Genomic DNA, 18,843 nt, shown 5'->3' with positions numbered 1-18,843 from the left:
TCCCCCGGTGTGCACCGGTCGGCGTTCGGCCACCATACTTTTGCCCTATGTTCGGCCACGACAACCGAGAATTGGCCGCCGTCTTCGTCGGGGGCGCCATCGGCACCGTCGCGCGCGCCGCACTCGCCGTCTTCGCTGCACCCCATCCCGCGCACTGGCCCTGGCCGACGTTCGTCGTCAACATCGTCGGCGCTTTCCTGCTCGGCTACTTCACCACCCGGCTGCTGGAGCGGTTGCCGGTGTCGAGTTACCAGCGCCCCCTGCTCGGCACGGGCGTGTGCGGTGGCCTGACCACATTCAGCACCATGCAGGTCGAGACGGTGCGGATGCTCCAGCACGGCGCCTACGGACTGGCCGCGGGCTACACGGTGGCCAGCATCGTCGCCGGACTGGCCGCGGTGTACCTGGCCACGGTCCTGGTGCGACGGGTTCGGGTGCGGGCATGACGGCGGTCATCTGGCTGGGCGTCGCGCTGATCGGTGGCGTGGGAGCCGTGTCGCGGTTCCTCGTGGACCGCGCGGTGTCGAAACGCAAGAGCAGCAGCTTCCCGTTCGGCACCTTCGTGGTGAACCTCAGTGGCGCCTGGCTGCTCGGCTTCTTCGGCGGCCTGGCGCTGAGTCCCAACGTCGCACTGCTGGCCGGCACCGCGTTCGTCGGCGCCTACACGACGTTCTCGACGTGGATGCTGGAGACACAACGCCTCGGCGAGGAGCGACAGGTCTGGTTCGCCCTGGCCAACATCGTGGCGAGCGTGGTGCTGGGCCTGGCCGCCGCGGCGCTGGGAATCTGGATGGGTGGCCTGCTGTGAGCGAAGCAGCGGACTACCTGAAACTCACGACGTATTTCGGTGAGCGGCAACGTATTTCCGGCCGGTTCCTGGCCGAGGAGCTGCTCGACCTGTACGCCGCCGAGAACGTCGCCACCAGCGTGGTGCTGCGCGGCATCGCGGGATTCGGGCCGCGGCACCAGCTGCGCACCGACCAGACCTTGAGTCAGTCCGAGGACCTGCCGGTCGCCATCGCCGCTGTGGACACCGCCGACAAGATCGCCGCACTGGCCGAGCAAACAGCGGAACTGACGACGCGCGGACTGGTCACGCTCGAACGCGCTCGCCTGCTCACCACCGCAAAGGCCGGCGCGAGCTCATTCCCGTCGCTTCGCTCGCCCCACCACACCAAGCTCACCGTCTATGTCGGCCGCCAGCACCGGATCGCTGGCCGGCCGGCCCACATCGCGGTGTGCGACCTGCTCCACCGGAACGGATTCGCCTGCGCCTCGGTCTTTCTCGGAGTCGATGGCACGGTCCGTGGCCGCCGTGAGCGCGCCCGCTTCCTGAACCGCAACCTGGACGTTCCCGTCATGATCATCGCGGTCGGCGACGGCGACCGCGCCGCCGCGGTCCTGCCGGAGCTGGAGCGGCTGCTGCCCGACCCGTTGGTGACGGTCGAGCGGGCCGAGCTCTGCAAGCAGGCGGGGGCACTACTGGCCCGCCCGGGTGCGCTTCCGGCGTACGACGCCGACGGAACTCCGTTGTGGCAGAAGCTCATGGTGTACACCACCGAGGACACGCTGCACGGCGGCGAGCCGGTGCACCGCGAGATCGTGCGCCGCCTGCGCGGCATCGAGGCCAGCCGCGGCGTCACCGTCCTGCGCGGTATCTGGGGCTTCCATGACCGGCGCAAGCCGCATGGCGACAGACTGTTTCAGCTCGGCCGTCAGGTTCCCGTCACGACCATCGTGGTCGATACTCCGGAAAACATCTCTACCGCTTTCGATCTCATCGATGAAGTGACCGCCGAGCACGGAGTGGTCACCTGCGAACGCGTGCCGGCGTTGGTCTCCATCGACAACGGAAACCGGGACGGCGGTACCAGTCTGGGCCACTTCATTGCCTAGAAGGTAAGCCTAGCCTAAACCCCTTCGGTCGACTACGGTCCCTCGACATGGAGACAACTGAATCGGTAAGCACTGGCTTGGCCAAGATCATGCGGGACGACATGGGCGTGGACATCAAACGCGTCACCCGCGAATCACGGCTCATCAACGATGTCGGTTTGGACTCGGTGGCATTCGCCGTGGGCATGGTCGCAATCGAAGACCGCTTCGGCGTCGCACTGTCCGAGGAAGACCTGCTCAGCAGCGAAACCGTCGGCGACCTCGAAGACGCGATCGCCGCGAAACTCCCTACCGCCCAACGCTCATGAGCGCCTCCAGCCTCGCCTCCGCCCTGTCCGCGGTGATGACGCGGTCCACGCGCGACCTGGTGACGCTCGATCCGAAAACCGCTGACTGGCAACGGCATCCCTGGCAGGAGGTGCACGCCCGGGCCGAGAACGTCGCCGCACACATCGACGGACAAAGCCGCATCGGGCTGGTCGGCGAGCCCACGGCGGAATTCCTGGCAGCCATCTACGGCGCGATCTTCGCCGGCGCCGCAGTGTCCATCCTGCCCGGGCCGGTACGCGGCGCCGACACGGCCACCTGGGCCGCCACCACCCTGAACAGGTTCGCCGGTATCGGCATCGGCACAGTGCTGAGCCACGGCAAGCATCTCGACCTGTTGCGCACGGGCGCCACCGATGTGGAACTGCACGACGTCAATACCGTTGCCCACGAACGTCGTTCGACAACCTTCGTACCTTCTCGCACCGCCGACTTCGGCATCCTGCAGGGCACGGCGGGATCGACCGGCACGCCCCGCACGGCGCAGATCCCCGCGGACGCGGCGTTGGCGAACCTGCGTGGACTGGTCGCGCGGATCAATGTCACCGACGCCGATCGTGGACATTCGTGGCTGCCGATCTACCACGACATGGGCCTGGCGTTCATGCTCACCATGACACTCGGCGGCGGCGAGCTGTGGCAGGCGCCGACCACCGCGTTCTCCGCGTCGCCGTTCAACTGGCTCAAGTGGTTGACCGAGAGCAAGGCAACCATGACCGCGGCGCCCAACATGGCGTTCGGGCTGCTCGGCAAGTACGCCCGCCTGGTCACCGATGTCGACCTGGGCGCACTGAGATTCGCTCTCAACGGCGGCGAACCCGTCGACTGCTACGGCACCGATCGGTTCGCGACCGAGATGGCCAAGTTCGGCTTCGACGCGAACGCCCTGTGCCCGTCGTACGGGCTCGCCGAATCAACCTGTGCGGTAACCGTTCCCGCCCCGGGTGGCGGACTGCGGTGCGACGATGTCACCGTGTCGATCGACGGCGACACCGCGGTGCGCAGGTACGCGGTGCTCGGCCGGCCCATCGACGGCATGGAAGTCCGCATTGCCCCCACCGACGTGCCCCACGAGCTCACCGGACGCGAAGTGGGCGAAGTACAGGTGCGCGGCACCTCGATGATGGCGGGCTATCTCGGACAGGACCGCATCGATCGCGAAGAATGGTTCGCCACGGGCGATCTCGGCTACTTCACCGCCGACGGCCTGGTGGTGTGCGGCCGGCGCAAAGAACTCATCACCGTGGCCGGACGCAACATCTTCCCCACCGAGGTCGAGCAGGTGGCCGCCCGCGCCGACGGCGTGCGCGAGGGCGCCGTCGTGGCGGTGGGCACCGAGGGCTCCGGCGCCCGACAGGGTTTGGTGATCGCCGCGGAGTTCAAGGGCGACGACGAGTCGACCGCCCGCAGCCAAGTGGTGTCCCTGGTCGCCTCCGAGTGCGGCATCGTGCCGGCAGACGTGGTGTTCCTCAAACCGGGCGCCCTGCCGCGAACCTCGTCGGGGAAACTCCGTCGCCTCGAGGTCCGACGCACCCTGGAAACGGTGGGATCATGACCACGGTCGAGTCGTGCACCATCGAGGCCTATCGCGAACTGCTGGGCGAGGTCTTCGACGACCGGGTCCGCGACTGGACCGCGGAAGCCGAAGAAACCGACCGCTTTCCGCGCAAGCTCATCGAATACCTGGGCCGGTCAGAGGTTTTCGCCGCCAAGTGGGGCGATAGCCAACATCCGGACGTGGCAAAAGTGTTCGCCCTCGCCGGGGAGTTGGGCAAGCTCGGATCCGCGGGAATCGGCGTCGGGGTGAGCCTGCACGACTCGGCCATCGCCATCCTGCGCAGGTTCGGCAAGTCCGACTATCTGCGCGATATCACCGAGCAGGCCATCCGGGGCGATGCCGTATTGTGCATCGGCGCGTCGGAAGAGTCCGGAGGTTCCGATCTGCAGATCGTCGAGACCGAAGTCGTCTCCGCGCGTGGCGGTTTCGAGGTCCGCGGCACCAAGAAGTTCGTGTCGCTGTCGCCCATCGCCGATCACATCATGGTGGTCGCCCGGAGCGTCGACCATGATCCGGAGAGCCGCCACGGCAGCGTCGTCGTGATCTCCGTGCCGACGGCGCAGGTCGAGGTACGCACGCCCTATCGCAAGGTGGGCGCCGGGCCCCTCGATACCGCGGCGGTCCATATCGACACCTGGGTGCCGGCCGACGCTCTGGTGGCGCGGGCGGGTACCGGCCTGGCCGCCATCTCCTGGGGACTGGCGCAGGAGCGGCTTTCCGTCGCCGGTCAGATCGAGGCCAACTGCCGCAGGATCATCGGAATCACGTTGGCCCGCATGATGAAACGGCGCCAGTTCGGCCATACCTTGTACGAGCATCAAGCATTGCGGATGCGACTGGCCGACCTGCACGCGCGGGTCGATCTGCTGCGCTACGGCCTGGCGGGCCTGGCCGCGCAGGGGCGCATGGATCTGCGTGCGGCCGCGGCCATCAAGGTCACCGCGGCGAGGCTCGGTGTCGAGGTCGTCGACGAATGCATGCACATCTTCGGCGGGGCCGGATATCTGGTGGACGAGACACCGTTGGGCCGGTGGTGGCGCGACATGAAGCTCGCCCGGGTCGGCGGCGGCACCGACGAGGTGCTCTGGGAGCTCGTGGCGGCGGGAATGCGGCCCGACTACGAGGGATACGACGCGGTGACGTCGTCACCGTTCATCGCTTGACCAGATTCACCAGGAACTCGATGGTGACGATGGGATCGACGGCGAGCAGTCCCACCGGTGGCGCCGGCGGGACGATGCCGTAGTCGGCGAAGGTGACGGGGATTTGGCCCACGGCCACAACCCCGTTGCCCGACCGCTGCACATCCAGCCGTACCGCGACCTGGCGGGCGACGCCCTTGAGCGTCAGCTGCGCCGAAACCTCCATTGTCGTGGGCATGCCGTCGCCGGAGACCGACGACAGATCGACCGGATCGAGGACCGCGAGTTTGGCCGTCGGGAACTTGGCGGCATCCATCACGTCGGTGCCGCGGAACCTGTCGTCGCGGCCGCGGTGCGGCGACTGCATGGTTGCCACGTCGACGACGAAGCTCGCCGCCTGCAGCGTGCCACCGGTAACCGTGGCGTCACCCCTGACCGAGTTGGTCCGTCCGGTCACGGTCACGGTTTCCCACAGCAGTTGTTGCCGGGCGCGGTAACCCGCCTGGGAACGGTTGGCCTCGTCGTCGGGGCCCGCGGCAACGATCCATTTACCGTCGAGGTTCGTGCTGGCCGGACGGTGCGTGGACGGCAGGCTCAGGGCCGGCGCCGGTGCGCCTTCCATCTGGGTTCGGTAGAACCACGGTCCCGCGCACACCCCCACAACGGCGAGCACTGCCAGCAACAGCAGAAGCCTTTTTGCCACTCCCTCTATATACAGGGCGGGTTCGGCGTCAGCTGGATGGGCGCGCCAACGCGTACAGCGCCATCCTGCGGTTGGCCATGTCATGTTCGCCGAGGAATTCGGCGCCGCCATGCTCGACGAGCCGTCGCGCGCCGGTGTTGCGATGGTCGGGATCGAACATCACCCGACGGCACGACGGCACCAGTTCGAACAGACTCGCCAACACCTGGGGCATCAACAGCGGTCCCAGCCCACGATTGACGAAGCGCTCGTCCGCGATCGCGGCGTGCAGCCCCAGATCGTAGGGATCGGCATCGTATCGAGGCGCGATGGAATCCTTGGCGGCCCAATACAGCTCCAGGTAGCCCATGGCCTTGTCCTGGTAGCTGACCAGTAGCGGCCGCGAGTACTCACCGTCGAGTTGCGCCTGCAGGTGCCGCCGCCACCACTCGGGCGGTCGGTCGTACTCCCAGGCCTCCGCCAGATGCGGCCGGTTCATCCATTCGGACAGCATCTCGGCGTCGGCATCGGCGTCGACAAGGCGCACCGCCCACGGGCTTGCCAGCCGCGGCACGGGTGGTGCGCCCACCGCTCGCACTTCAGCGGACAGTGAGGTCAACTCGCGCGGTAGCACCGGCCCCTGATCAATCTCGGTCATTTCAGCGGGGAGCCTACCCGATTTTGTTTAGGTTAGGTTTGCCTACATCAGGGTGTCGGCACCTGGTCGATTACCTGCCCACCGGACCGTCACCGCTACGGCCGCCGACACATCCAGAACCCGTGCGGACTGCTTGTTCGGACGCTGTAACGCTCAGCCACAGACGGTCGATAGAACTGCTAACGTAGTCATCAATCACTTTGGTCGCATCGGTTAGCTGGTGCGGGAGGGGAATACACAATGTCTTTCACCACTCGGATGATGGTCGGCGCGGGCTCGGCACTGGTCGCTGTCATGGCCAGCGGCGCAGTCGCCACCGCTCAGCCGGACCCCACCCCGATCATGTACTCGACCTGCACCTACCCGCAGGTGATCGCCGCTCTGACCGCCCTCGACCCGGGTGCGGCCGCCGAGCTGCAGGCGAACCCGATCGGCGTCGGTTACCTGCACCAGCTGATCGCCTCCGGTCCGCAGCAGCGCAAGGCCCTGATCACGCGGGCGTACAACACCCCGGGTGCCGCTCAGTACACCGACCTGGTGCTGAACGTGGCCAACACCTGCAACAACTTCTGAGCAGAAGCCAACTCGACGCGGCTCGATCCTTCGGGATCGAGCCGCGTTGTGCTTTCTGGACGCTGAACGTCAGAATCCGCGGTTCGAACCCCGGACCGCGGCGACGGCGTCGTCAGGTCCGGTGAAGGCCACCTGAGCCGGGCCGCGGCCTGCCGCGAAGAGCAGCAGCTCGCCGGGCGCGCCGGTCACCGTCACCTCGGCGCCGCGGCCGGCCGCGGCCAGGCGGCGACCGTCCGGTGTCACCAGCACGATCCGCGCCGGGGCGTTCTTGATCCCCATGCGCGCCATGGTCGCGACCTGCCCCGCCAACGCGGACACCAGCCGGTCGTCGAGCTCCCGCGGCTCCCACGTCGGCTGGGCCCGGCGCACGTCCTCGTTGTGAATGAACATCTCGGCCACGTTGACGAACGGGTCGAGCAGCTTGAACGGCGAGTACAGCGGCGGGCCCGCCGCAATCATGTCGACCAGCTTCTCCCAGTCGGTGGATGCGGTCACCTGCGCCTGTACTCGTTCGGTGTAGCCGGCCAGTTGCGGCACCAGAATTCCGGGCGCAGCGTCGAGCCGACGTTCCCGTACCACCAGGTGCGCGGCCAGATCACGAGCGGTCCAGCCCTCGCACAACGTGGGTGCATCGGGGCCGTGCTCGCGGAGGGATTCGACGAGTGCGGCGCGTTCCCGTTGGGCGACAGTCATGGCTGGAGTCTAGGTCGGCCGACGCTCAGGCGGCGCGGCACCAGCGCTGCGTTCAGGCTGCGACGCGGGTCACCTTCGCCAGGCAAACGCCAGGTGAACGATCGCGACGTGGTTACAGATGGGTACCCATCCGCACAGCGGGGGCCTCAACAGCCTCATTGCTAACTATGGTCACAACAGCCCCTCGCTGGCGTCCGAGCGCCGCCTGCCATCCGAAAGGTGTGACCGTGTCGCCGCGTCCTCGCATTGCATCGGTGGCTTTGACGGCTGCCGTCGTTCTCGGTGGAGCAGTCGGCATCGCGCCGCCGCGCGCAGCCGCCGAACCGTGCACCGGCCCGAATGCGGGCGTCCTGCCGCCGAACGGCGTGCCCTCGAGCGGCGTCATGCGGCCGCCATCGGGCGGCCACCGACCGAGCAACGCGAACGACAAGGCCCCGCTGCCGACCCTGGGCAAGTTGTCCCGGTCGCTGCTCAGCGCCTTCACCCAGGGCACCGTGCAACAGCAGGCCGGCGTACTGCCCGGCAAGCCCCGCGTGCCGCAGCCGCCGGTCCAACCGCGCGCGGCACAACCCGCCCCCGCCGCGGCGCAACCTCAGCCCGGAGCGGAGCCGGCGCCCGCCATCGACGCGGGCACCACGTCGTTGGTGGGCTGGGTGACCGGCGACCAGAGCGCGGGTGGCGACACCCTGCAGCGGTTCGGCATCTCCGGCACCGACCTCGGCATCATGTGGGACAACGGCGACCCGGTGAACAACCAGGTGCTGATGATGTTCGGGGACACCTACGGCTACTGCGCCACCCCGAATCAGCAATGGCGCTACAACACCATGTTCCGCACCAACGACCGCACGTTGTCGCACGGCATCCACATCCCACCCGGCTCGGTGACCAACCCCTATTCGGGCTCACCCGAGTGGCAGCCGAATCTGGCCAAGCAGACCATCCCGACCATCCGGTGGGCGCCTGTCGAGAAGGGCATCATCCCGACTTCCGGTGTCTCCGTGGGCAAGACGCAGTACGCCAGCTTCATGTCGATCAAGAACTGGGACAGCGCCGGCGCGTGGACGACGAACTACTCGGCGATCGCCGTCTCCAACGACAACGGCCAGAACTGGGGTGTGTACCCCAGCAGCGTCCGGCCGATGGCACCCGACAGTGTGCCGCGCGTGGCGTACCTGCCGGGGAACGAGAACTTCCAGCAGGGCGCCTTCCTGAAGGGCAGCGACGGCTACATCTATTCCTACGGAACCCCTTCTGGCCGAGTCGGAAACGCCTACGTGTCCCGGGTGCCCCAGAACCTGTTGCCGGACATGAGCAAGTACGAATACTGGAACAACGAGAGCCAGTCGTGGGTGCCCAACAACCCCGCTGCGGCCTCGCCGATCATTCCCGGCCCGGTCGGTGAGATGTCGGTGCAGTACAACACCTATCTCAAGCAATACCTGGTGATGTACTGCAACAACTTGTCCGACGTGGTGATCCGTACCGCCCCGACGCCGCAAGGGCCTTGGGGCCCAGAGCAATTGGTGGTGTCGTCGCAGCAGTTCCCGGGTGGGGTCTACGCGCCGTACCTGCACCCGTGGTCCACCGGTCGGGACCTGTACTTCACGCTGTCGCTGTGGTCGGCGTACAACGTGATGCTGCTGCACACCGTACTGCCCTGAGCCGGTTGGGTTTTGGCGTTCAGTCGAGCGTGGCCCAGAATTCGGTGAGCGCGGCCGCGCCGCGCGCCGGGTCCTGTAACATCCACCAGTGCCCGAGCCCGTTGAGCACCGTGGTGCGTGCGCCCGCGCGTTCGGCTGCGCGGTAACGGATTTCGTCGGAGTCGATGTACGGGTCATCGGTGGCCAGCAGCGCAAGGCCCGGCCTGGCCCGCAACGTCTCGATGTGACGCCCGGCCTCCGCCATCGCGGGTTGGCGCGCCGAGCGGTACAGCGCCAGGATCGCCCGGCCCATCTCCGGGCCCTGCGCAGCGGCGAGGGCCGTCGCGACATCCAGCGGCATGCCCAGGGCGACCATCTGGGAGGCACGGTCCTCGACGCTGCCGCCGAGCATCGTTTCGACCAGCTGCTCGCCCTCCCCCGGCGTCTGCCACACCTGGGCCAGGTCGTGCCAGACGTAGTCCGGGTCAAGTATCCCGACGACGTCTGTCACCCAACTGCGGACGAGTTCGGGCCGGTGCATGACGGCAGTCAGGACGTGGCCGCCGCCCCAGTCGTGGCCGACGAGGTCGACCGGCTCCCCGATGGCGTCCAGCTCGGCCTCGAGCCAGTCCCGGTACGCGAGGTAGGTGGCCGAGAAGTCGGCGGGCAGCGGAGCACCGAATCCCGGTGGCGACAAGCGCACCACGTCGTCGCGACCGATCGCATCGACCAACGGTCCCCAGATCGCATCGGTCTCCGGGTTGCCATGCACCAGAACGACGGTCATGAGGCCATCCTGGCACTGGCGCGATCGTCATCGCCACGAATTCGTCAATGGCGTCGGTACTCGAGCAGTTGCCGCGATGTCTAGGTTCTCGGTGGCGCGGTGGCCGCCGGGCCCAACAGATCGGCGCTGTTGTTCGACGAGGTACGCCGCCACCGCCCGTACAGCGGCAACTCGCGCAACGACTCCCCGCCCACGGACCACCGTCGAGCGACGAATCGCAGGACCGTCCGCACATAGCGGTTCGTCTCTGAGTACCAACGCCATTCGTACAGCCGGCCGGCCTGCAGCCAGTGCGCGAGCGGCTCGGATTCGACGCCCTGCAGGTACGGCCGGACCCAGGTGACAACCACCCACGTCTGCGCGGCCGCAGCGTCGGGAAGCCGGAAGGTCCAGTCGATCGGATCGTCGCCGGCAATCATGGTGTGGCGCAACGCCGGTGGTGGTGGTGCCGCGCCTTCGGGCCTACCGAACAGCTGCACCGTCACGTTGTGAAACACCGCGGGCCCACCGACCTCGAACCGCACGCGGTAGGTGTCATCGGCCACGGCGTCGCGGTGCACGGTGAACGCCGCCAGCCCGCCGACGGCGACATAGCGCGCGAACACCAGGCCGCTGACGGCCATCACAACGCGGCGCACCGCCAGCAGCACCGTTAACGTCGCGACGGTCAGCGCGACGACACCCCACACGAGGTCCATCCGGACAGCGTGTCAGAGCGTCAACGGCACGTCATGGCAATAGCGGACGTGCCGGTCAATCCGCCGTGTTCGCCTTCTCGAGTTCGCGCAGTAGTGGCAACGACAGGAAGGTCATGGGCCCTACGTCCTTGAACTTGCTGCTGACGTTTCCCGCGATACCGCCCTCGACGGCGAGGTCGCCGATCAGATCGAGTTTGAGCTGCGGGCTGCCCACACTGAAGTCGAGGTCCGCCAGGTCGACCCACACGATGTTGGGACGCGTGGTGGATTCGTAGACGTAGCGCCGGTTGGTGAGGTCCATGACCACCTGCCAGATGGTCTGCGACGCGTCGGGCTTGCCCGGATCCGGTATCCGGAAGGGTTGGGCGGCGTTGCGGATCACCGAGAACATGCTCGCGATCGCTTCGACCTGACCGGACGGAGTGGGCAGCCGGCCGACGTAATAGCTGGCGCGCGCGAACCTGTCGGACGCCAACGTGGAACCCGGCAGCGGCTCCGAACCGCCCAGGCCCTCGAATTTCTTCACCAGCTCGAGCTGCTGATCAAAGGTGGGCGAGTTCGTCATCACCCGAAAATCCTTGCTGTGGTAGACCTTCGGCCGGCCGTCGAGGTACTCGATGATCGCCGAGTCGCCGGTGGCGTCGTCGAGTGCCAGATGAATCGTGGGCGGGTCGCCACCGGTGGGGTCGTCCAGTTGGACCACCTGCACGTCGGTCTCGTCGATCCACGCGACGGCCTCGGCCACGGTCGCGAAGTTGTCGAGGAAGTACTGCAGCCAGATCGCCTGGCTCAACTGGGTCCGGGTGTCATCCGGTGTGCCGTAGGTGGATTCGGCCAGCCACAGCACGTGCCCGGCCAGTCCGGCTTCGTTGATGCCGTCCACCGAGATGATGTCGAAGGCGGTCGCGATCACGCTGCCGAACTTCGAGGTCCAGGTGAGCTTGCCGGTGACGCCGTCGTCACGGCTCACGCCGCGCGGCTGCTTCCACAGGTTGGTCATGAGGTCGCGGTGGAAGTCCATGTTGCGGCCGACCAGGACCGCATCGCCTGCGTCAGGCCAGATGACTCGAGTGCACATCGGAGCAAGCCTAACTTTGCCCGCGCGCGTCGAATGCTGAATCGTTTGCTATCAATTGCCCGCCGCGCGTGGGATGCTCAGCAGGCAACTGTTCCTCACAGGGAACTCGCAGCTGATTGCATGGGTGAGGAGGTCTCGCCGGTCAGCCGATGGTTTGCGGACATCGGTAGCTATTCACCCCTCCGAGCGGAAGCGACATGAACATGTTGCGTACTACGACGGCCGTGCTGATCCCGGTCCTGCTGCTGACGATGTCCTGTTCCTCCGGAGGAAATGGGAAGGACCCGGCATCGGCGGTCACGACGCTGCATTTCTACGAGCACGACACCGGGCAGACCAGCGTGGATCTCGGAACCCCCGGCGAGGGTCCCGGCGACCAGTTCATCTTCTCCGGCGACGTTATCGATCGCCAGGGTGGCACGACGCTCGGGCGGACGGCAGGAGTGTGCACAACCGTCAGCGGCGATGCCACGGCAGGTGACGTCTCGTGCACCGAGACCTTCATCCTCGAGGGTGGTCAGATTTCGATCCAGATGCTGGCCGACCGCGCCGCCGTGTTCAGCAAGGGCGAAACCCTGCCTGTCTCGATCGTCGGAGGCAGCGGCAAGTACAGCAAGGCCCGCGGTGACGGCACCGCGCAAGTACCGCCCGAGGTGCCGAATCAGACCGATGCCAACTTCGTGCTGAACGTGACGAACTGAGCGCCGCGACGCGCGAGCACTAGGCCCAGCGGTTCGCCAGCAGCTTGAAACTCGGCATATCTTCCAGCGACGTGAGCGCCTCGTAGATGCGCTGGTACCCGGTGCCGGCGATCCGCCACACACCGTCCTCGTCCTTGCGGTAGGTATCCGAGTAGTAGCCCGAGCCGCGGATCATCGCGTGCCCCGGCACGATCACGGTGTCCTCGAACACCCACGACCCGTGCGCCGTGGTGTCGGAGTCGAGTTCGATCTCGGGGTGGCTGGCGATATGGGTCGTGACGATGCCGTTGTCGAGGTTGGTTCGCATGAAGTCGACGACGGCGTCGCGTCCCTCGTAGTGCACCGGCTCACCCATCGCGTGTGTGCCATAGCGGGTGACGACATCTGCCGTGAGGCAGTCCCCGAAGGTGTCCCACTCCTTGAGGTCCAAGGACCGGAAGTACCGGTACTTGAGTCGTTGAATGTCAGCGATCGCCTCCAGGTTACCCATGCCCAGAGACTAGAACGTGTTTCAGTTTCTGTCACGGAAATACGGAATGCAGGTCGCCACATGGCGGTATCGAAACTACGAAGCGTGCGGTGATGCGGGGCTTGACCTGAACCTAAGTTGAGGTTCTAGCGTGGCATGCATGTCCTTCAAACCACACGAAATCGAATTCATGAAGGCGGCAGACCTCGGGCGACTCGCCACGATCCAGCCCGACGGCACACCGCAGGTCAGCCCGGTGGGCTTCACCTACAACGAAGAACTCGGCACCATCGACATCTCTGGCTACAACATGGCCAAGAGCCGGAAGTTCCGCAACCTCGCCCACCACGACAAGGTCGCCTTCGTCGTCGACGACATCGCCTCTCGCGACCCGTGGCGCGTGCGTTGCCTGGAGATTCGCGGCACCGCAGAGCAGGCCGTGGCAACGCCAGGACAGCGCGGCCCCGCCGGAGATGCCCTCGATTCGGCGATCATCCGCATCACGCCACGTCGCATCATCAGCTTCGGCATCGACGACACCGATACCGAACCCCACTTGCTCAAACCCGACATCCGTAACGTCTGAGCCCGGGGCTTGCCGGCAAGACCCCAGCGACGCAGTCAAACGAAAAGGCCCGGCTCGTATTCGAGCCGGGCCTTTCTGGTGGAGCTGCCGGGAATTGAACCCGGGTCCTACGGCATTCCCTCAAGACTTCTCCGTGCGCAGTTCGCTATGCCTCTACTTGGATCTCCCGGTCACGCGAACAAGCCGAGATGACGATCCCAGTCGCTGTTTGATGTCCCCACGGGCCCCGCGACCGGCCCCGTGGGTGGGTCCCTCTAGTCGATGCCAGGGTCCGGGCCGAGGGCGCTCCCGGTCTGACAGACACGCGGTCGCTACTTAGGCAGCGAGGGCGTAGTCGCGCTGATGAGAATCGGCGCTTAATTGGTTACAACGACGCTTACGGTGGTCTCTTGCCTGCACCGGCACGCTTCCCTTGATTCGATGCGCGAAGTCGAAACCGTTCAGCCCCTCGCACCCCCGCCGACTTTCGGCAGGACCAACAATCTTACGCCAGACCCAACGGCGAACGCCAAGCCATTATTCCGAGCGCGTATACGAGGCCCGGTGCTGCCGTCCGACCAGGTCAGATGACGTAACCGAGGTTCTCCACGATGCGCCGTCCGACCTCGGCGTCGCCCTCGAACTCGATGGCGACCGGGCGCACCGCGCCCAGCGGACGCCCGCCACACAGCCGCGTGAACTGCCAGCCGTCCATCCGTATCACCGTGGTCGGCTCGGCGCCGCCGAAGTCTTGGACGACGGCCGCCCGCTCACCGACAGCGACCCGGATGGTGCGCGCCATGGGTCCGGTCAGCTCGATGGCGATCCGCGATCCGGCCGGCGCTCCCCCGCGCTTGGCGACGACGAAGCCCATCATCGTCTCGATTTCGTCGAGCGACAGCTGCGCTTCCGGCTTCTGCAATGCCGCGTCCGGCGCCGGGCGGGCGACGGATTCCCGGATGTCCTGCTCATGCATCCACGAGTCGAACGTCCGAATCCGCATGAAGCGACCGACGCTGTCCTGTCCGGCCGGCGTCATCGTCGGGGTGTTCCACTCTTCGTCCGACATCGCGGTCAAGGTGGCCCGCCGCTCGTCGGTGACGGCGCGGAACTTCTCCAACAGCTCGGCGCTCGAGAGCGCGGCCATCGACCGGTTCCAGCATTCGTTCATCACACCGATGGGGTTGTGCACGTGGTCGAGTTCGGACACGTCCATGTCGGCCTCCGGCACCGGTTCGCCCTTGAGCATGAGCTCGGTGCCGATGATGTGCGCGACGACATCACGGACATGCCAGCCGGGGAGCTCGGTCTGCGTGGTCAGCAGCTCTGCTTCGGAGATGGTGGCCAGCAGTTTGTCGAGGTCGTCCCACACCCCGAAGAGGGCGGGCAAGACGTCGGATTTTTCCAGGACGGTCACGGGTCGCGTTGAGCTGCTCACCGGCTGACCGTACGACGAGCGGACCCGTCCGCACCGGGAATTGCGCGATGCGTCCCAATTCGGTCATGCGACGATGGCCATATGGGGGACGACCGGGCCGAGGCGCAACGCCTGCGGGACATCACGGTGATCCGCAAGGTGCGGGACCGGATCGACCGGGAGTACGCCAAGCCGCTCAATGTCGAAGACCTGGCCCGTGGCGCGCACATGTCGGCCGGTCACCTGAGCCGCGAGTTCCGGCGCATCTACGGGGAATCGCCCTACTCGTACCTGATGACGCGGCGCATCGAGCGGGCGATGACGCTGCTGCGTCGCGGCGACCTCAGCGTGACGGATGTCTGTTTCGCCGTTGGCTTTTCATCACTGGGCACGTTCAGTACGCGGTTCACCGAGCTCGTCGGGGTGGCGCCGAGTGTGTACCGCCGCGACCATTCGCAGGCGGCCGACGGCATTCCCGCCTGTCTGGCCCGGCAGGTCACCAGACCGATCAGGAATCAAGAAGCACCGCCGCACTGACCGCCACTACCGTGACGGGCATGGACATCTCGATTCACTACGCATTCCTGCCCCATACCGACGCCGAGGCCGCGCTGAAGTTCTACCGCGACGATCTCGGTTTCGAGGTGCGCAAAGACGTTGGCTACCAAGACATGCGGTGGATCACGGTCGGCCCGCCCGGACAGCCGGGCACGTCGATCGTGCTGCACCCGCCGGCCGCCGACCCCGGCATCACCGACGACGAGCGTCGCACCATCCTGGAGCTCATCGCCAAGGGTTCCTACGGCGCCGTCACCTTGGCCACCGATGACCTGGACGCGTTGTTCGCGCGCCTGGAAGCGGCGGGGGCCGACGTGCTGCAGGAACCGACCGACCAGGATTATGGCGTGCGCGACTGCGCATTTCGCGATCCATCGGGCAACCTGATCCGGATCAACCAGCTGTAGTGCTGCCGGCTATCCCGCGGCGATCATCGCGACCGAGCCCAACGCCAGCACCATGCCGACGGCCTGCCAGGCCCGAACCCGCTCTTTGAGCACCACCATGGCCAGGGCGACGGTCGCCGCGGGATAGAGCGAGATCAGCACGCTCGCCAACGACAGCATCGAGGCCTGCAGCGCCAGCAGCATCGCGACGTTCGCGATGACGTCGAGTCCCGCCGCGATGAGGGCGAGCTTCAGCGGATGTCCGGCCGGCAGTGCGAAATTGCGGGTCACCACCGCGGCGATCATCACGACCGCGGTGGCCGCGAAGCGGGCGAACACCAACGGCCAGAGCTTCGCGTCGTGCGGCACCTGGTGGATCACGGCGAAGCTGAGCCCGAAGGTCAATCCAGAGCCGACGGTCAGCCAGGCGACCTTGGCCGTGAACCGGTGCGGCGTCTCGTCCTCATCGGTGGCCTGCGCGCTCACCAGCGCGACGGCGACCAACGCCAGCGCGATCCCGGCGATCGCCAGCCCGCTGGGCCGCTCCCCCATGGCGACGCCGACGGCGATCGGCCCTGCCGACACCAGGATCGCGGTCAACGGCGAGACGACGGATATCGGTCCGGAACCCAACGCGGCGTAGAACCACCAGATTCCGAACGCCTGCAGCACGCCGCACGACACACCCAAGAGCACCGCGTTCGACGAAACCTGGCCGCCGACAACGCATGCCATCACCGTCAGCAGTACCCCGGCGATGGGGTATGACACCAGCACCACCCGCAGTGCCGCGACGCGCCGTGCCGCGATCCCACCGACGAAATCGCTGATGCCGTAGCCCAGCGCCGACAGCAGCGCGAGCAGAACCCCGGTCAGATCTTGCCCTTGAAGCGGCGGCCCATCTCACGGGTGATCTCGCGCTGCGCATCGCGCTTGGCGATGTCGTGGCGCTTGTCGTGCGCTTCCTTACCGCGGGCCAGCGCCAGTTCCACCTTGACCCGGCCGTCGGAGAAGTACAGCTTCAGCGGAACCAGCGTGAAGTTGCCGTCGCGCAGCTTGCCGACCAGCGTGTCGATCTGCTTGCGGTGCAACAACAGCTTTCGGTTGCGTCGCGGCGCGTGGTTGGTCCAGGTGCCGTGGTGGTACTCGGCGATGTGCAGGTTGCGCAGCCACACCTCGCCGTCGTCGACGGTGGCGAACGCGTCGGCCAGCGATGCCAGGCCCTCGCGAAGGCTCTTCACCTCGGTGCCGACCAGCGCGATGCCGGCTTCGTAGGTGTCGATGATCGAATAGTTGTGTCGCGCTTTGCGGTTGGTGGCGACGACGGAGTTGTTGCCCGACTTGTCCTTGTCGTCCTTCTTCTTTGCCATCGCTACCGCCGGATGTACGCGCGCAGCGTGACGTACGCGGTGAGGCCCGCCATGCCGAGCCCCAGCAGCAGCATCCACGGCGCGCAGAACACGAGGACGTCGGCGTAGTCGACCTTGGCGATCAGGCCGGCTTGATAGAACTGGTTGAGCACGTCCTCGAGGAACATCGCCCGCACGATGATCAACCCGACCACGGCAAGCACCACACCGACCAACGCGGCGATCAACGCTTCGACGAAGAACGGCAATTGGGTGTACCACCGGGTGGCGCCCACCAGCCTCATGATGCTGATCTCGGTGCTGCGGGTGCGTGCGGCGATCAACACCGTGTTGGCGATCAACAAGGTCGCGGCGATGGCCTGCACGAGCGCCACCGCGAAGGCTGTCGCACTGATGCCGTCGAGGATGCCGAACAGCCGGTCGACCAGTTCCTTTTGATCGGTCACCTGGCGCACGCCCGGACGGCCGCGCAGCGCGTCCTCGAATCCCTTGTGCTGCTCGGGATTGTCGAGCTTGACGACGAACGACGCCGGGAACGCCTTCTTGCTCGCGTAGTCCTTGAACGCCGGGATGCGCCGGACGGCGTCGTCGTACGCCTGGTCCCGGTTCATGTACCGCACCGACTTGACGTCCTTGCGGTCGTCGATCAGCTTGCGCAGCGACTTGCACGGGTCGGCGTCGCAGTTGGGGTCGTTGGACGAGACGTCGTCGGTCAGGAAGACCTGGCTCTCCACGCGGTCCAGATAGATCTGCTTGGACTGGTCGGCCAGGCGGACGATCAGCAGACCACCGCCGAACAGGCCGATGGAGATGGCGGTCGTCAGGATCATGGCGACCGTCATGGTGACGTTGCGACGAAATCCAGTCAGGACTTCATTGACGAGAAAGCCGAAGCGCACTTAGCGATCCATTCCGTAGACGCCGCTCTGCTCATCACGGATGAGGCGGCCGAGTTCGAGTTCGATGACGCGCTGACGCATCGAGTCGACGATGTGATGGTCGTGGGTGGCCATCACGACCGTCGTACCGGTGCGGTTGATCCGCTCCAGCAGGTCCATGATGTCGTTGCTCGTCTCGGGGTCCAAGTTGCCGGTGGGTTCGTCCGCAAGGAGCACCAGCGGCCGGTTGACGAAGGCCCGGGCGATCGCGACCCGCTGCTGTTCGCCACCGGACAACTCGCCGGGCAGCCGGTTGGCCTTGCCCGACAAGCCCACCATCTCCAGCACATCGGGCACGATGCGGTTGATGGTGTCCGGGCGCTTGCCGATCACCTCCAGCGCGAACGCCACGTTCTCGAACACCGTCTTCTGCTGCAGCAGCCGGAAATCCTGGAACACGCAGCCGAGGACCTGGCGCAGGCTCGGGATGTGCCGGCTGGGCAGCTTGTTGACGTGGAACTTCGAGACGCGGATGTCGCCCGAGGTCGGCACCTCGGCACCGAGCAGCAGACGCATGAACGTCGACTTCCCGGAACCGGACGGACCGATGAGAAAGACGAACTCACCCTTGTCAATCTTGAGCGACACGTTGTCCAGGGCTGGGCGTGCCGAAGACTTGTAGTTCTTGCTCACGTGGTCGAGGGTGATCATCACGGCACGCCAGTGTAGTCGGACGCTCAGGTGTGACGGCTGAGGCTGATGCC

Annotated in this window: 24 protein-coding genes and 1 other RNA gene; 12 read left to right on the top strand and 13 right to left on the bottom strand. The window is 66.4% G+C overall.

The window, feature by feature from the left end; all coding sequences use genetic code 11:
* The first annotated feature begins 47 nt into the window (after window positions 1-47).
* From crcB (ACJH6H_RS03310) to mbtN, 6 genes are read left to right on the top strand one after another with little or no spacing between them, the layout of a single operon-like run.
* Window positions 48-446 carry a fluoride efflux transporter CrcB gene (crcB, locus tag ACJH6H_RS03310; protein WP_226518952.1) on the top strand — a complete coding sequence of 133 codons (399 nt, stop codon included), beginning with the start codon at window positions 48-50 and terminating at the stop codon, window positions 444-446.
* Entirely contained in the window at window positions 443-808 is a 366-nt protein-coding gene (gene crcB, locus ACJH6H_RS03305; protein WP_318986048.1) for a fluoride efflux transporter CrcB, read from the top strand. The genes crcB (ACJH6H_RS03310) and crcB (ACJH6H_RS03305) overlap by 4 nt, the downstream gene beginning before the upstream one ends.
* Window positions 805-1,896: a DUF190 domain-containing protein gene (locus ACJH6H_RS03300; protein WP_406774200.1), complete on the top strand. Its 1,092-nt coding sequence runs from the start codon at window positions 805-807 to the stop codon at window positions 1,894-1,896. Before crcB (ACJH6H_RS03305) ends, ACJH6H_RS03300 begins: the two co-directional genes overlap by 4 nt.
* Window positions 1,897-1,943: 47 nt before the next feature.
* Complete coding sequence (locus ACJH6H_RS03295; RefSeq protein WP_406774199.1) at window positions 1,944-2,204, top strand: acyl carrier protein; 261 nt, start codon at window positions 1,944-1,946, stop codon at window positions 2,202-2,204.
* Complete coding sequence (gene mbtM, locus ACJH6H_RS03290; protein WP_406774198.1) at window positions 2,201-3,778, top strand: long-chain-fatty acid--ACP ligase MbtM; 1,578 nt, start codon at window positions 2,201-2,203, stop codon at window positions 3,776-3,778. The genes ACJH6H_RS03295 and mbtM overlap by 4 nt, the downstream gene beginning before the upstream one ends.
* On the top strand, window positions 3,775-4,944 hold the full coding sequence (gene mbtN, locus ACJH6H_RS03285) for a mycobactin biosynthesis acyl-ACP dehydrogenase MbtN (protein WP_318986045.1): 1,170 nt from the start codon (window positions 3,775-3,777) through the stop codon (window positions 4,942-4,944). The genes mbtM and mbtN overlap by 4 nt, the downstream gene beginning before the upstream one ends.
* On the opposite strand, the gene ACJH6H_RS03280 is transcribed toward mbtN, so the two are convergent.
* Window positions 4,934-5,626 carry a YceI family protein gene (locus ACJH6H_RS03280; protein WP_318986044.1) on the bottom strand — a complete coding sequence of 231 codons (693 nt, stop codon included), beginning with the start codon at window positions 5,624-5,626 and terminating at the stop codon, window positions 4,934-4,936. The two genes, mbtN and ACJH6H_RS03280, sit on opposite strands and share 11 nt — an antisense overlap.
* 28 nt (window positions 5,627-5,654) lie before the next feature.
* Window positions 5,655-6,263: a GNAT family N-acetyltransferase gene (locus ACJH6H_RS03275; RefSeq protein WP_318986043.1), complete on the bottom strand. Its 609-nt coding sequence runs from the start codon at window positions 6,261-6,263 to the stop codon at window positions 5,655-5,657.
* A 240-nt stretch (window positions 6,264-6,503) separates the two neighbouring features.
* Between ACJH6H_RS03275 and ACJH6H_RS03270 the strand changes: the two genes are divergently transcribed.
* The gene (locus tag ACJH6H_RS03270; RefSeq protein WP_020102663.1) at window positions 6,504-6,836 is read left to right on the top strand and encodes a hemophore-related protein; all 333 of its coding nucleotides are present in this window, start codon (window positions 6,504-6,506) and stop codon (window positions 6,834-6,836) included.
* A gap of 69 nt (window positions 6,837-6,905) precedes the next feature.
* On the opposite strand, the gene ACJH6H_RS03265 is transcribed toward ACJH6H_RS03270, so the two are convergent.
* Complete coding sequence (locus ACJH6H_RS03265) at window positions 6,906-7,529, bottom strand: TIGR03085 family metal-binding protein (protein ID WP_406774197.1); 624 nt, start codon at window positions 7,527-7,529, stop codon at window positions 6,906-6,908.
* A 227-nt stretch (window positions 7,530-7,756) separates the two neighbouring features.
* Here ACJH6H_RS03265 and ACJH6H_RS03260 point away from each other — a divergent pair, with 227 nt between their 5' ends.
* Entirely contained in the window at window positions 7,757-9,193 is a 1,437-nt protein-coding gene (locus ACJH6H_RS03260) for a DUF4185 domain-containing protein (protein WP_406774196.1), read from the top strand.
* A 19-nt stretch (window positions 9,194-9,212) separates the two neighbouring features.
* On the opposite strand, the gene ACJH6H_RS03255 is transcribed toward ACJH6H_RS03260, so the two are convergent.
* From ACJH6H_RS03255 to ACJH6H_RS03245, 3 genes are all read right to left on the bottom strand, one after another.
* Complete coding sequence (locus tag ACJH6H_RS03255; RefSeq protein WP_406774195.1) at window positions 9,213-9,959, bottom strand: alpha/beta fold hydrolase; 747 nt, start codon at window positions 9,957-9,959, stop codon at window positions 9,213-9,215.
* 80 nt (window positions 9,960-10,039) lie between these two features.
* Complete coding sequence (locus tag ACJH6H_RS03250; protein WP_212813656.1) at window positions 10,040-10,657, bottom strand: hypothetical protein; 618 nt, start codon at window positions 10,655-10,657, stop codon at window positions 10,040-10,042.
* A 55-nt stretch (window positions 10,658-10,712) separates the two neighbouring features.
* On the bottom strand, window positions 10,713-11,735 hold the full coding sequence (locus ACJH6H_RS03245) for a linear amide C-N hydrolase (RefSeq protein ID WP_212813654.1): 1,023 nt from the start codon (window positions 11,733-11,735) through the stop codon (window positions 10,713-10,715).
* Window positions 11,736-11,932: 197 nt separating this feature from the next.
* Between ACJH6H_RS03245 and ACJH6H_RS03240 the strand changes: the two genes are divergently transcribed.
* The gene (locus tag ACJH6H_RS03240; RefSeq protein ID WP_212813652.1) at window positions 11,933-12,436 is read left to right on the top strand and encodes an allene oxide cyclase barrel-like domain-containing protein; all 504 of its coding nucleotides are present in this window, start codon (window positions 11,933-11,935) and stop codon (window positions 12,434-12,436) included.
* Between the two features lie 19 nt (window positions 12,437-12,455).
* On the opposite strand, the gene ACJH6H_RS03235 is transcribed toward ACJH6H_RS03240, so the two are convergent.
* A complete protein-coding gene (locus tag ACJH6H_RS03235; protein ID WP_212813650.1) occupies window positions 12,456-12,926 on the bottom strand; it encodes a nuclear transport factor 2 family protein in 471 nt (156 codons plus the stop codon).
* Between the two features lie 139 nt (window positions 12,927-13,065).
* Here ACJH6H_RS03235 and ACJH6H_RS03230 point away from each other — a divergent pair, with 139 nt between their 5' ends.
* Window positions 13,066-13,491: a PPOX class F420-dependent oxidoreductase gene (locus ACJH6H_RS03230; protein ID WP_212813648.1), complete on the top strand. Its 426-nt coding sequence runs from the start codon at window positions 13,066-13,068 to the stop codon at window positions 13,489-13,491.
* Window positions 13,492-13,567: 76 nt separating this feature from the next.
* Here ACJH6H_RS03230 and ssrA read toward each other — a convergent pair.
* Both ssrA and ACJH6H_RS03220 read right to left on the bottom strand, forming a co-directional pair.
* Window positions 13,568-13,939, bottom strand: a transfer-messenger RNA (tmRNA) gene (gene ssrA / locus ACJH6H_RS03225).
* A 114-nt stretch (window positions 13,940-14,053) separates the two neighbouring features.
* Window positions 14,054-14,908 carry a maleylpyruvate isomerase family mycothiol-dependent enzyme gene (locus ACJH6H_RS03220; protein WP_212813645.1) on the bottom strand — a complete coding sequence of 285 codons (855 nt, stop codon included), beginning with the start codon at window positions 14,906-14,908 and terminating at the stop codon, window positions 14,054-14,056.
* A gap of 81 nt (window positions 14,909-14,989) precedes the next feature.
* Here ACJH6H_RS03220 and ACJH6H_RS03215 point away from each other — a divergent pair, with 81 nt between their 5' ends.
* Entirely contained in the window at window positions 14,990-15,424 is a 435-nt protein-coding gene (locus tag ACJH6H_RS03215) for a helix-turn-helix transcriptional regulator (protein WP_020102682.1), read from the top strand.
* A 20-nt stretch (window positions 15,425-15,444) separates the two neighbouring features.
* Window positions 15,445-15,852, top strand: coding sequence for a VOC family protein (locus ACJH6H_RS03210; RefSeq protein WP_029119569.1), 408 nt, complete (start codon window positions 15,445-15,447; stop codon window positions 15,850-15,852).
* Window positions 15,853-15,861: 9 nt separating this feature from the next.
* Here ACJH6H_RS03210 and ACJH6H_RS03205 read toward each other — a convergent pair whose 3' ends face one another.
* From ACJH6H_RS03205 to ftsE, 4 genes are read right to left on the bottom strand one after another with little or no spacing between them, the layout of a single operon-like run.
* Window positions 15,862-16,707, bottom strand: coding sequence for a DMT family transporter (locus ACJH6H_RS03205; RefSeq protein WP_212814730.1), 846 nt, complete (start codon window positions 16,705-16,707; stop codon window positions 15,862-15,864).
* Window positions 16,704-17,201, bottom strand: coding sequence for an SsrA-binding protein SmpB (gene smpB / locus ACJH6H_RS03200; protein ID WP_212813643.1), 498 nt, complete (start codon window positions 17,199-17,201; stop codon window positions 16,704-16,706). Before smpB ends, ACJH6H_RS03205 begins: the two co-directional genes overlap by 4 nt.
* A 2-nt stretch (window positions 17,202-17,203) precedes the next feature.
* Window positions 17,204-18,100 carry a permease-like cell division protein FtsX gene (ftsX, locus tag ACJH6H_RS03195; RefSeq protein WP_212813641.1) on the bottom strand — a complete coding sequence of 299 codons (897 nt, stop codon included), beginning with the start codon at window positions 18,098-18,100 and terminating at the stop codon, window positions 17,204-17,206.
* Window positions 18,101-18,790, bottom strand: a complete 690-nt coding sequence (ftsE, locus tag ACJH6H_RS03190) for a cell division ATP-binding protein FtsE (protein ID WP_020102687.1) — start codon at window positions 18,788-18,790, stop codon at window positions 18,101-18,103.
* Between the last annotated feature and the right edge of the window lie 53 nt (window positions 18,791-18,843).

This window comes from Mycobacterium sp. SMC-21 (genome assembly GCF_045310825.1).
Taxonomy (GTDB): Bacteria; Actinomycetota; Actinomycetes; order Mycobacteriales; family Mycobacteriaceae; genus Mycobacterium.
The sequence above is the reverse complement of the archived record's forward strand: the minus strand, read 5'-3'. Positions and strand labels throughout refer to the sequence as shown.